Source organism: Glutamicibacter sp. 0426, from assembly GCF_001906485.1.
Taxonomy (GTDB): domain Bacteria; phylum Actinomycetota; class Actinomycetes; order Actinomycetales; family Micrococcaceae; genus Glutamicibacter; species Glutamicibacter nicotianae.
In genome coordinates this window covers 60,686-72,518 of sequence record NZ_MPBI01000008.1, presented here as the reverse complement: position 1 = coordinate 72,518, position 11,833 = coordinate 60,686, and the positions used below count along the sequence as shown (strand labels likewise).

Annotated in this window: 10 protein-coding genes; 3 read left to right on the top strand and 7 right to left on the bottom strand. The window is 65.4% G+C overall.

The features are described 5' to 3' along the window. Positions 1 to 311 precede the first annotated feature (311 nt). Positions 312 to 1,076, bottom strand: a complete 765-nt coding sequence (locus tag BKX98_RS15950; RefSeq protein WP_038993642.1) for a hypothetical protein — start codon at positions 1,074 to 1,076, stop codon at positions 312 to 314. 113 nt (positions 1,077 to 1,189) lie between these two features. Between BKX98_RS15950 and BKX98_RS15945 the strand changes: the two genes are divergently transcribed. Together BKX98_RS15945 and BKX98_RS15940 are read left to right on the top strand one after the other, a co-directional pair. Continuing rightward, positions 1,190 to 2,380, top strand: coding sequence for an alanine racemase (locus BKX98_RS15945; RefSeq protein WP_073707984.1), 1,191 nt, complete (start codon positions 1,190 to 1,192; stop codon positions 2,378 to 2,380). Then, positions 2,377 to 3,678, top strand: coding sequence for a D-arabinono-1,4-lactone oxidase (locus tag BKX98_RS15940; protein WP_073707983.1), 1,302 nt, complete (start codon positions 2,377 to 2,379; stop codon positions 3,676 to 3,678). Before BKX98_RS15945 ends, BKX98_RS15940 begins: the two co-directional genes overlap by 4 nt. On the opposite strand, the gene BKX98_RS15935 is transcribed toward BKX98_RS15940, so the two are convergent. Then, positions 3,675 to 4,712, bottom strand: a complete 1,038-nt coding sequence (locus tag BKX98_RS15935; protein ID WP_073707982.1) for an endonuclease/exonuclease/phosphatase family protein — start codon at positions 4,710 to 4,712, stop codon at positions 3,675 to 3,677. The two genes, BKX98_RS15940 and BKX98_RS15935, sit on opposite strands and share 4 nt — an antisense overlap. A gap of 73 nt (positions 4,713 to 4,785) precedes the next feature. Further along, positions 4,786 to 6,456 (bottom strand): thiamine pyrophosphate-binding protein, encoded by a 1,671-nt coding sequence (locus BKX98_RS15930; RefSeq protein WP_073707981.1) that lies wholly within the window; start codon positions 6,454 to 6,456, stop codon positions 4,786 to 4,788. A 312-nt stretch (positions 6,457 to 6,768) separates the two neighbouring features. On the opposite strand from BKX98_RS15930, the gene BKX98_RS15925 reads away from it, so the two are divergent. Then, complete coding sequence (locus tag BKX98_RS15925) at positions 6,769 to 7,050, top strand: hypothetical protein (RefSeq protein ID WP_073707980.1); 282 nt, start codon at positions 6,769 to 6,771, stop codon at positions 7,048 to 7,050. Positions 7,051 to 7,113: 63 nt separating this feature from the next. Here the strand turns inward: BKX98_RS15925 and BKX98_RS15920 are convergent, their stop codons facing one another. Genes BKX98_RS15920 through uxaC form a run of 4 tightly spaced genes read right to left on the bottom strand, consistent with a single transcriptional unit; the run spans position 7,114 to position 11,787 of the window. Next, positions 7,114 to 7,659, bottom strand: a complete 546-nt coding sequence (locus BKX98_RS15920; protein WP_233125407.1) for a gluconokinase — start codon at positions 7,657 to 7,659, stop codon at positions 7,114 to 7,116. Continuing rightward, complete coding sequence (gene manD, locus BKX98_RS15915) at positions 7,656 to 8,885, bottom strand: D-mannonate dehydratase ManD (RefSeq protein WP_066144652.1); 1,230 nt, start codon at positions 8,883 to 8,885, stop codon at positions 7,656 to 7,658. The genes BKX98_RS15920 and manD overlap by 4 nt, the downstream gene beginning before the upstream one ends. A 59-nt stretch (positions 8,886 to 8,944) precedes the next feature. Further along, positions 8,945 to 10,381: a mannitol dehydrogenase family protein gene (locus tag BKX98_RS15910; protein WP_073707979.1), complete on the bottom strand. Its 1,437-nt coding sequence runs from the start codon at positions 10,379 to 10,381 to the stop codon at positions 8,945 to 8,947. Further along, positions 10,378 to 11,787 (bottom strand): glucuronate isomerase, encoded by a 1,410-nt coding sequence (gene uxaC / locus BKX98_RS15905; RefSeq protein ID WP_073707978.1) that lies wholly within the window; start codon positions 11,785 to 11,787, stop codon positions 10,378 to 10,380. The genes BKX98_RS15910 and uxaC overlap by 4 nt, the downstream gene beginning before the upstream one ends. Positions 11,788 to 11,833: the final 46 nt, after the last annotated feature.

Here is an 11,833-nt window from a genome sequence, read left to right as displayed (position 1 = left end):
TCCCATTCTTTTCAATTCCTTATCCACAAGACTGTGGAAAAACCTTGATTTTCTGGGGTTCTGCCGCCGTTTCACATCCGGTTTTTTGTTCCGTTTTGTTCTCGGCGACAAGGAAAAACTATACACAGGTTTTGGGGGTCCTGCAAATCGGGTGGGTGGTTTTGGCTGGTGACCGTGCCCACTTAATTTCGCAACGCCGATTAAAGCGCGAGTTCTAGCGGATCGGTACCCGAAAACATTTCATGCAACGCATGAAAAGACATCTTAAAAACGGAAGCCGACCACCAAGGTAGTCGGCAATCCTTGTACAGCTAGTCTTCGACGATCTCAGCGTCGATGACCCGTGGATCATCCAGCGGCAACGAGCTGGGCACCACCGTAGGGATTCCCTCGAAGGCAACCGCGGCATTCTCGATCACGCGCTTGGCCATGTACCGATTGCCGACACCGCCGATGGCCGCGCCAACGCCAAACGGAACCAGTCGGCCCATGGTGCTGGCAGCCTGGGTGCCGATGATCTTGCGCAAGAACTTCTTCTGCATGGTGCGCTGCATGGCGGAGTAGATGCTCGTGGACTTGCCGGCACCGAAGGACTTGGCCCAGCCCTGGACCGGTCCTCCGCCGCGGCCTGCGGCTTGGGCAGTCAAGCCGGCAATCATTGAGCTGCCTTCCTCGCCCATCATGATGCCCATAACCAGCACTCGTGACCGATCCGGGTCTTCGATGGCAATGCCGTGCAGTTCTGCCAGGCTCTGCGCATACAGCGCAGAAGCTTCCAGGAAGCCCAGCGTTGCAGCAACGGAAAGGCCCAGCGCCACGCCGGTGCCGACAGCAGGGACGGCTGCGGTTCCACCCACGGCTGCACCGGTGCCTGTAACCACACGCAGGTAATCGCGCTCGACAATGGCTGCCAGCTCGGCTGCCGTGGCTTCCGGGTGCTTCTTGCGCAGCCGCTTGATGTAGGCAAGCACCAGCGGGCGCTGCACGCCGATGCCCTTCATGATGGCATCCTGCACGCCGGAGCGCGGCTTTCCATCCTTGCCAAGCAACGTCATTGAAATCGGATCGTTTTTCATGATGGCTCCAGCTTATCCGCAAGACCCTGAGAGTTGCCTTGAGCGCTCTGCCTTCACACAAGCGTCTTGAAAAATTCCTTGAAACTCCCCGATGCTGGTGAAAGAGTTGGCTTATGAAGAACGCTCAGGCCAAACGGTATAACCATGCCTTGAAAAGCGCCGGGATCTCGGAGCACCCGGTCGCTTTGCTCGATCTCGATGCCTTCGATTCAAACGTGATCGCCCTACGCGAACGGGCCGGCGGCGTGCCGATCCGCATCGCTTCCAAGTCCCTGCGTGTACGCAAGGCGTTGGAGCGCGCGCTCGACGAGCCAGGCTTCCGGGGCGTTCTCTGCTTCACTTTGGCCGAAGCATTATGGCTGGCCAGCCACGGTTTGAAGGACTTGGTGGTTGCGTACCCGCAAACGGATGCCGAAGCGATCAGCCGGTGGGCGGCCAGCGAGCAGGCCTGCGAAGCTGTCACCCTCATGGTGGATACCGAAGAGCAGCTGGACCTGATCGACAGAATCGCGCCGGGGCACCCGGCGTTGAAGGTCGCCTTGGAACTGGATGCCGCCTATTACCCCAGCGGCAATATCCGCATCGGCGCCGCACGTTCGCCGCTGAGCCGGCCGGAACAGGTCGCGGCGCTGGCCGCCGAGGTGCACCGTCGCCGCAACTTCATCCTGGACGGGTTGATGGGCTACGAATCCCAGATCGCTTCGGTTCCCGATGGAGGGTTCAGCCCCAAGGCGCTGATCGCGCGCAAGCTGCGCCAAGCCAGCGCCGCCGAACTGGCCGAGCGCCGGGCCGAAACCGTGGAATTGGTCCGGGAGCTGGGCGAGCTGCGTTTCGTGAATGCCGGCGGCACAGGTTCGGTGGAAAGCACTGTCCAAGAACCCGCTATCACCGAGATTGCCGCGGGTTCAGGGCTGTTCGCGCCCGCGCTGTTCGATTCCTATCGCGCATTCCGACCCGCCCCTGCCCTGTATCTGGGCTTCCCTGTGGTCCGCCGTCCCGATGAGCGAACAGTCACCATCCTCGGAGGCGGTTGGACCGCATCGGGTCCCGCCGGCAAGGACCGGCTGCCAAGAATCGAGCACCCAAAGAAGCTGCGCTATCTGTCCATGGAAGGAGCCGGCGAGGTGCAGACCCCGCTCACCGGCCCCAGCGCACACCGCATCGCCATTGGCGAAACGGTCTGGCTGCGCCATGCCAAGGCCGGCGAACCTGCGGAACGGGTTAATAAGGTGGCGGTGTATTCCAAGGGCAAGATCATCGAGCAGTGGCCCACCTACCGCGGGGAAGGCAAAGCATTCCTGTGAGCACCTTCAAGAACTTCGCGCGCACCGTTGTCGCGCACCCGGCAGCCATCCGCTCCCCGCGCAGCATCGCGGAATTGGCGCAGGTCCTGGAACTGGCCGCCGACCTGGAGCAGCCGGTGCGCACCGTCGGCGCAGGCCATTCCTTCACTCCGCTAGCGGCTACAGACGGCATCTTGCTGAACCTGGATGGCTTCCAGGGAATCGAGGAAGTCGACGCCCTCACCCACGAGGTGACCTTCCGCGCCGGGACCCGGCTATGGCAGATCCCTGCACTGCTCAAGCCCTTCAATCTCGCGTTGGAGAATATGGGCGATATCGACAAGCAATCTGTAGCCGGAGCCATCAGCACCGGCACCCACGGCACCGGCCTGCGATTCAGCGGATTCAGCGGAACGGTCACCGGGGTGCAGCTCCTGCTGGCCGATGGCACCCACCTGCGTGCCAACTCTCAGGAGAACACCGAACTATTCGAGGCCTCCCGGCTTGGCCTGGGAGCGCTGGGGGTGCTCACCCACGTGCGGCTGCGCTGCGTCCCGCACTACATGATGCGTGCGGAGGAAATCATCGAACCTATCGGGCTGATCGCCGAAAGCTTCGTCGAGCGCGCACGGGAAGAAGACCATCTGGAATTCTTCTGGTTCCCGGGCACCGGCAAAGCCCAGGTGAAGATCAATACCCGCCTCGACGGCCAAGTCCCGACCGAGCAGCCGCCGGCGGCAGCCCGCTGGCTGAATGATGAAGTTGTCTCCAATGGCGCATTGCAGCTGCTCAGCTCGGTGAGCGCGGCGCTGCCGAAGACCACGCCGGCCTTGGCCAAGGTGGCGTGCGCCGCGTTGCCCGAAAGCAGCCGCATCGCACCGTGGAACGAAGTGTTCACCAGTGCGCGGCGGGTGCGTTTCACCGAAATGGAATATGCGCTCCCGCTGGCCAACTTCGATGAGGCCTTCGCCAGGGTGCGGGCGTACTTCAAGCGTTCGGGAACCGGGGTCTTCTTCCCTGTCGAGGTGCGCACCGCGGCCGAGGATTCCACCTGGCTGGGAACTGCCAGCGGCCGGCAAACTGCATATATTGCCGTGCACCGCTACATTCTCGATCAGGCTCCGGGATACTTTGCAGCCATGGAAGAGATCTTCCGCTCCCTGGGCGGCCGGCCGCACTGGGGCAAGGAGCATACGCTTCAGGCTGGGGAATTGGCTCAGCTCTACCCGAAGTTCAGCGATTTCACGCGGGTTCGCCAGGCTGCCGATCCGGAGGGCAGATTCCTCAATCCGTATCTGCGCAGCTTGCTCGGCGCCTAGAATTGGATGTCGGCCCAGATCAGCGGGCTTGATTCCTTCGCGAAGTCGGGGACTGTTCCCGGCAACGCCTGGGAAGTGCTCGGCTGGTTCTCCTTGATGCGGCCCTGGCCCAATACCTGCCAGGTTTCGCTCGGCACCAGGTAGCTGCCCGAATCATTGACAGCGTTCGCGTGCTTGAGTTCCTTGAGGAAAGGGTCAACGCGATCAGCGGAGCCATCTTGCAGGCCCAGTGCACCGGCAATGACAAAGCGGTCTTCGCCCACGCCTTCTGCATGTTCGCCCTCGTCGGTGCGAACATAGTTCTCGCCGGAGAGATAGCCGTCGATGACCTTCAGCTCGTCCATCTGGCGTGCCTTGGCGAATTCCTCATCCTGCGCATCCGGCTGGGTTTGCGTCGCCAGGATATGCACCGGCTCGCCACGGTACTGGATGGGAATGTCCCATAGGCCGGTGCTCATCACGGGGATGGACGCTGCCAGCACGCCGGATAAGTTGGTGTGGTGCAGCATGTCGTTGGCAACGTGTTGCCACTTGAGCTGGGAAACGCTGGTGACCTGCTCTTGGGCGATCGGGTACTTCGACAGCACGACGATCGACCCCTGCTCCGCGAATGCGGCCTGGCCCCACGCGTCCTCGGCGCTGCCGATCACGCCGTCGGCGTTCAAGTCGGCGCCACTTTGCAGGCCTTTGGAGCCCACCGCCAGATAGGAATACCCGTAGTCCACGTCGGCGCGGTCGTCGCCCAGATTGTTCAGATAGTTCTCATTGAGCGCGTCAACTGCCTCCTGGGTGGCGTCCATATCCGTCAGCACCACCACGTCCGCGTTGGCGCTGCTGATCTTGTCCGCAACCTGGGCTGCCTGCCGGTCGGTTCCGCGCATCAGGGCCGCGGGCAGCTCTTCGGGGGTTTCGCCGGTGAGATTTGCCTGGATGGTTGCCACGCGCAGCGAGGTCTCCGAAAGCTGCGCGGCATTGGCGCCTGCTGGGTCGCCGGGTCCGGTGGGTGCGGCAAGTGCGCCGGTTGCGGGGAGCATCAGAAGTGCCCCTAAACCCAGACTCGCTGTTCCGACTAATAACTTGCGCACCCATCCACCCTACGACGTTCAGCTACCGCTTTCCAGCACCTTTACCGGATTGTAATGCCGCAGCCGCAGTGGCCTTCTTGTTCGCGGATAGGACTTCTTCCATATACGGGGCACGCACATGCGTGGATACCCGGGCGTCCACCAGGCATACGCCGCGGGCGCCTGCATCAACCCACTGCTGCACGGCGGCGAGGTCTTCCAGCGTGCCAACGCGGATTCCGGTCGCTCCCATGGAGTTGGCAATGCCGGCAAAATCCACGGTAGGGATCAGCATCGGATCTTCGTGCAGGCCGACGGATCCGTACTGGTGGATTTCCGCACCATAGGCGGAGTCGTTGTAGATGACGATGACGCCGCTTTCCACGGTGCGCACGATCGATTCGAGGTCTGCCAGGCCCATCAGGAATCCGCCATCTCCGGCGGCCAGCACGACCGTGCGGCCTTCCGCCGCCGGGGCCGCACCCACCATGGAGGCGATGCCCAGGCCGATGGACTGGTAGGCGGTTCCCACACAGGCCAGGGAGCGCGCACCGGAAGTCGACCAGTACATCGGACCCCAGCCGATGAAGTGCCCGCCATCCTGCACCAGCACGCGGTTGGCCGGCAGGATGCCCTGCAGCTCGCTGGCCACGCGGCGCGGATCCAGCTGCCCGTCGGAGGCCTGCTCGTCGCCGGCGGGGCGGCTGCGCAGCTCGGACAGGTCAAGACCTGCGCGCCATGCGTCATCGGCTTGCTCCACGGCACCGAGCAGGTCCGCGGCAGCCAGGGCCGCATCGCCGGTGGCGAAGTAGTCGACGCGCGGATTGGTGGCCGCGCATCCCAGATCGATCTGGATCAGGGTGGCATCGTCTGCCACCAGCTCGCCAAAGCGCATGGTGAACTGGTTCAGCGAGGCGCCGAGCACCAGTACGGTATCTGCCTGCGCGATGATCGCGGCGTTGGCCTCCGTGGAGAACCCTCCGGTGATGCCCAGGTCGAACTCGTAGTCCAGCAGGTCGCGGGCCAGCAGCGTGCCCGAGGTGGTGGCCCCCAGCTTCTGAGCCAGCGCCTGGACCTGCTCGGCGGCATCAATTGCGCCGCGGCCATAGAGGATGTGGGTGCGCTGCGAGGCGTTGAGCTTGGCAGCGATCTGCTCCAGCTGGGTGGAGTTCAGCTGCGGCGCCGGCGGGGTGCTGCGCAGGGAGGCGAAATCGGGAAGCTGCTCTTCGAGGGAATCCAGCGCTGCCAGGTCATAGGGAATGGCCAGGACCACCGGCAGCTGCTCGCGCAGCGCATGGGCCGCCGCCTCAAGTGCGGTCGCACCCGGGGTGTTGCGGTCGACGACGTAGCGGGGCGCCCGCACCGCGGCATCGATCGCGGCCTGGTCCACGTCCCAGCCGCGCAGGCCCGACGTCGGCGCGTCGCCGGTGACGAACAGCAGCGGGGTCCCCGCCGCGGCGGCCTCGGCCAGGGCAGTGGTGGTGTTGGTGTAGCCGGCACCGTAGGTGGTGGAGGCGATGGCCAGCTTGTTGGAGATGCGGAAGTACGCGTCGGCGGCCGAAACGGCGGCCGATTCATGGCGCACTGCGGTGTAGTCGAAGCCTGCACGCACCGCGGCGTCGAGGAAGTGGGCGTTGCCGTTGCCCATCAATCCGAAAATTCGCGGGGCCAGGGGCTTGAGGGCATGGGCAATGGCAGCTGAAACGCTGGACATTATGGACTCTTTTCAAGAAATCGTGCTGAAGAAATTCCATATATGTCTGCCGTTACCGGTTGCTTCACCGCAACGGGTATCGCCCCTTTTGAGAGCGCCGGAACCAGCTGGAGCCGTGTTCCTGACTCACTGATGATAAGGCAGGGATCCTGCTCGGCGCTAGGAGCCGGTGACCGCGACCCGGAAAGCCAGAGAGGCAAACTCCTCCAAAAGTACCATGTACAGCAATCTCCATTCTCGATAAGATCAAGATAACTCTTAGTTGACTTGAACCTTATAAGGCAACCATCGAACCTTATCGAGAGGGAACGCATGCTGAAGTTCTTCGGGATCACCACTGGCGCACCGGCCGGCGGCAAAGTCCGCGCATGGCAGGGCGTGGACCGCAAGCACCGGGGCATCGCCTTCGCCGTGTCGCTGGTGCTGGCATCGGCCGCGTTCCTGGCCGCCCGCTGGCTGCTCTCGGGCCTGCCGCCCGAGCACTCCCTGCCTTATGTTCCCTGGCTTGCCGCCGCGGCCCTGCTGCTCATCAGCACCCTGGTGGCCGAGCGCTCGATGATCAGCAACCAGCAGGCCGAAGCTGGCGGCATCTAGGCGCAAAAAAGCTGGGGGAAGATACGGGCAACCCGTATCTTCCCCTAGCTTCGCGCCAACCGGCTAGGCGTTGCCCAGCCAATCGGCGACGTCGTTGACCAGCTGCTGAGGCGAGGCCGAAATATCCAGCACCACGCCGCGCTCGTCAGCCTGCAGCTCGTCAAGCGTCTCGAACTGGGATTTCAGCAGCTCCACCGGCATGAAGTGCCCGGTGCGCTCTGCCATGCGCTGGGACAGCAGCTCGAAGCTGCCGTTCAAATGGATGAACACCGTATCCGGCGCCTGCGCCCTGATCTGGTCGCGGTACTTGCGCTTGAGCGCAGAGCACGCAATGATCAGCGGCTTGCCATCCTCGGCGGCCAGCCGCTTGCCGATTTCGCCGAGCCACGGTTCGCGGTCTGCATCATCCAGCGGGATGCCGGCAGACATCTTCGCGATATTCGCCTGAGGATGCAGGGAATCCCCGTCGAGGAACTCCGAGGCGATCCGCTGGCCCAGCAGCTCGCCCACGGTGGATTTGCCGCAGCCGGAGACCCCCATGACCACGATGCGTCCGGCCCCGGTGCCCGATGGCGCCGACAGCGGCTTGTCCATGATCGCCTCGCTCACCAGTCGTGCACCGTGCCGTCAACCAGGCGGTTGTACGGCAGGTAGGCCTGCTGGTACGGGTAGGACAGCGCGGCTTCCTCGTTGAACTCGACGCCCAGGCCAGGCTTGTCGCCTGGGTGCAGGTAGCCGTCCTTGAAGGTCATCGACTGCTCGAAGACGGTGTTGGTGGCGTCCGAGTGCTGCATGTACTCCTGGATGCCGTAGTTGTGGATGGCCAGGCCCACGTGCAGCTGGGCGGCGAAGCCCACCGGGGAGATGTCGGTCGGGCCGTGGAAGCCGGACTTGATCTGGTACTGGGCTGCGTAGTCCATGACCTTCTTCAGCGGCGAGATGCCGCCGAAGTGGGTGGAAGCCGCACGCACGTAGTCGATCAGCTGGTCCTTGATCAGGGTCTGGAAGTCCCAGATGGTATTGAAGATCTCGCCGATGGCCAGCGGGGTGGTGGTGTGCTCGCGCACCAGGCGCAGGGCGTCCTGGTTCTCGGCCGGGGTGCAGTCCTCGAGCCAGAACAGGTCGTAGGGTTCCAGCGACTTGCCCAGCTTGGCAGCCTGCAGCGGGGTCATGCGGTGGTGGCCGTCGTGCAGCAGCGGGATCTCCGGGCCGAATTCGTTGCGCACCGCTTCGAACACTGTCGGCAGGTGGCGCAGGTAGGCGCGGGTGTCCCAGTCCTCTTCCTGCGGGTAGGTGCCGCGGCCGGCCGGCTCGTAGTCGTAGCGTTCGCCGGAGGACTGGGCCTGGGCGGCTACGCCGTAGACAGCCTTGATGCCCGGCACCGCGGTCTGCACGCGGATGGACTTGTAGCCCAGTTCCAGGTGCTCGCGGATCGAGTCGAACAGCTGCGGGATGTCGGTGCCCGAGGCGTGGCCGTAGGCGCGCAGCCCGCGGCGCGAGGCGCCGCCGAGCAGCTGGTAGACCGGCATGTTCGCGGCCTTGCCCTTGATGTCCCACAGGGCCATGTCCACCGCGGCGATCGCTGCCATGGTGATCGGGCCGCGGCGCCAGTAGCTGGAGCGGTAGATGAACTGCCAGGTGTCCTCGATCTGGTGCGCGTCGCGGCCGATCAGCAGCTGCGCGACGTGGTCCTTCAGGTAGGAGGCGACGGCCAGCTCGCGGCCGTTCACGGTAGCGTCGCCGATGCCGACCAGTCCGGATTCGGTGGTGACCTTCAGGGTCACGAAGTTGCGTGACGGGCTGGTCACGAAGACTTCTGCCTTGATGATTTTCATGGCGTTCCTTTCGGGGAACGCGGGCTTCGGTGCCCGCGCGAATACTTGTGGAGAAAAAGCTAGTTGGCGAAGCCTGGGCGCAGCGCGGTGATCGCGTCGACGGCTTCGGCCTCGCCGGCCAGGCGGGAGTCGATGATTGCCACCAGGGCGGCGCTCTGCGCGGTGCTGCCGGCTTCCAGCGAGGCGTCATCGAGCACCGCGACGAGCGCTTCGGCATTCGCGTCGGCGATCGGCGTTCCGGCCGCGTGCTGCGCTGCGAGCTGCTCGCACCAGGCGGCGATCAGCCGCAGGGCGGCGTGCCCGTCGCGTCCGGCGTCCCGCTCGGCCCGGTAGACCGGCAGCGCGCGGGCTGCCAGCTTGATCGAGCCGTCCATGGCGATCTGCGCCAGGTGGTGCGCGATGCGCGGATTCTCGAAGCGCGCACGCAGGGCGCGGCGGTATCCGGGGATATCCAGTTCAGGTTCCTGCAGGTGCGCGGCGGCCGCATCCCAGAACTCCTCGACCCAGCCGGAGACCTGCTCGTCGGCTAGCGCCTGTGCCACGGTCTGGTGCCCGCGCAGCTGCCCGGCGAAGGACATCAGCGTGTGGGCGCCGTTGAGCAGCCACAGCTTGCGGCGCTCGAAGGGCTCCAGCTCGGCGACGAACTGCGCCCCGGCCTTCTCCCAGTCGGGGCGGCCTGCGGGGAAGTCCCCGCACAGCACCCAGGAGCTGAAGGGCTCGGTGACCACCGGGCTGGCATCGGCGAATCCGGTGGCGGCGGCCACCGTGGCGACGTCGGCGCCGGTGGTGCGCGGGGTGATGCGGTCGATCGAGGTGTCCACGAAGGAGACGTTCTCGCGGATCCAGTCGGCCAGCTGCCCGTCGATCTGCTCGGCGAGGGCCACGATGCTGGCTTCTGCCACCGACCCGTTATTCGGGAGGTTGTCGCAGGAGACTACCGCTAGCGGCCAGCCATCGCCGGCCCGTCGGGCGGCCAGGCCCACCAGGATGCGGGCCGGGACGGTGCGCAGCACCAGCTGCGCGGCGCCGAGCGCCGAGGGGGCGAAGACCCGTCCGTCGTAGGCGTCGGCCAGCTCCTCCAGGTCGGCGGCCACGGCGGGATCCGCCAGGTCCAGACGCGGTGCTCCGGCTCCGGCAGCCATGCGGTATCCGGCCTCGGTGATGGTCAGCGTCAGGATCGCGGTTGCCGGGTCGGCCAGCTTCTCGGTGAGCAGCGGCAGGTTGTTGCCGTCATGGGCGGCCAGGATCGAGTCCACTACCTCGAACTTGTCGGCTTCCGGCCCGCGGGTCACCAGCGTGTAGAGCCCGCCTTGCGGGGCCAGCGCCGCGGCGGCGGTGGCCGAACGCCCGGTGAAGGCGGTGATGCCCCACTCGCTATCGGCCTTGGCGGTGTACCAGGCCTGATGGGCGCGGTGGAAGGCACCCAGCCCGATGTGCACGATGCGCGGCCGGCGCGCCGGCGCGGCCACGGCGCTGCGGTCCAATGCCGCGCTCACAGCTTGAACGCCCGTCGCGGCGCGGCGTCGACGATGTCGACGATGATCTGGTGCGCGCGTTCCTCGGTGATCCGGTGCTCGGCGACCAGCCGGGCCAGGAAGGAGGCCTCGATCCGGCGTGAGGCGTCGTGCCGTGCCGGGATGGAGCAGAAGGCGCGAGTGTCGTCGATGAACCCGGAGGAACGGGAGAACCCGGCGGTTTCGGTCACCGCGGAGCGGAAGCGCATCATCGCATCCGGCGCGTCCAGGAACCACCACGGGGCGCCGATGAACACCGACGGGTAGAACCCGGCCAGCGGCGCGATCTCGCGGGAGAACACGGTCTCGTCGATGGTGAAGGGGATGAAGTGGAAGCCCGGCGCGGTGCCGAAGTCTTCCAGCAGCGGACGCAGCCCGCCGGCGTAGTCCACCGCGAAGGGGATGTCGTGCCCGGTATCCGGGCCGAAGGCGGCCAGCGTCGCCGTGTGGGTGTTGCGGTGCACCCCTGGATGCATCGTCATGACCAGCCCGTCCTGTACGGCCATGGCCGCCTGCTGGTACATCATGTGCGCTTCGAAGGCCAGCGCCTCCGCCATGGACGCGGTGCCTGCCATGCCCTTGGCGAACAACGCGGCGGCCTCGTCCCGGTCCAGCTTCAAGGTGGCGGGGGTCTGCGCGCCGTGGTCCGAGGACACCGCCCCGTGCTCGACGAAGTACTGGCGGCGGGTGGCCATGGCGGCCAGGTAGCCGTCGTATCCGGCCTTGCCCTCGCCGGCGGCCTGGATCAGCGCATCGGCCTTCTGCGCGAAGTCGGCGCCCCAGAACTTGATGTAGGCATCCGGGCGGAAGGTCGGCAGCACGCGCGGGGCGAACGAGGAATCCTGCGCCAGCTGGCGGTGCGCAGCCAGGTCATCGAGCGGGTCGTCGGTGGTGGCGAGCACCTCGATGCTGAAGGAGTCCATCAGCGCGCGCGGGCGGAAGTCCGGGGCGTCGATGCGCGCCTGGATCGCACGGTAGGTCGCTTCTGCGTTCTCGGCGGTGATTTCCCGGTCATCGATGCCGAAAACCTCGATGAATTCCTGGCGCAGCCAGTAGCCCGAGGCGGTGCCGTCGAACAGGTGGTAGTTGGCGCAGAAGGTCTTCCACGCGTCCAGCGCGGAGACCTTCTGGCTGCCGCCCACGCGCAGCGCATCCAGCGGGACATTGTTGGCGTGCAGCAGGCGGGTGACGTAGTGGTCGGGGCTGATCAGCAGCGCGGTGGGGTCCGGGAACGCGTCGTCGCGGGCGATCATCCCGGCATCCACATGTCCGTGCGGGGAAATGATCGGCAGGTGCTCCACGGCGGCATGCAGCGAACGGGCGATCTCGCGGACACCGGCGTCCGCGGGCAGCAACCGATCAGGGTGGTTGGCAATCGAAGAAGACATGACTCGATCGTCCATACCCCCATGGCCGGATGGCAACTAGTTGCCA

Excerpts from the sequence above, each read along its gene's own strand:
- uxaC (WP_073707978.1), bottom strand. The coding sequence starts at position 11,787 with ATGTCTTCTTCGATTGCCAACCACCCTGATCGGTTGCTGCCCGCGGAC.
- BKX98_RS15935 (WP_073707982.1), bottom strand. The coding sequence starts at position 4,712 with ATGCTCCCCGCAACCGGCGCACTTGCCGCACCCACCGGACCCGGCGAC.
- BKX98_RS15945 (WP_073707984.1), top strand. The coding sequence starts at position 1,190 with ATGAAGAACGCTCAGGCCAAACGGTATAACCATGCCTTGAAAAGCGCC.
- manD (WP_066144652.1), bottom strand. The coding sequence starts at position 8,885 with ATGAAAATCATCAAGGCAGAAGTCTTCGTGACCAGCCCGTCACGCAAC.
- BKX98_RS15950 (WP_038993642.1), bottom strand. The coding sequence starts at position 1,076 with ATGAAAAACGATCCGATTTCAATGACGTTGCTTGGCAAGGATGGAAAG.
- BKX98_RS15930 (WP_073707981.1), bottom strand. The coding sequence starts at position 6,456 with ATGTCCAGCGTTTCAGCTGCCATTGCCCATGCCCTCAAGCCCCTGGCC.
- BKX98_RS15925 (WP_073707980.1), top strand. The coding sequence starts at position 6,769 with ATGCTGAAGTTCTTCGGGATCACCACTGGCGCACCGGCCGGCGGCAAA.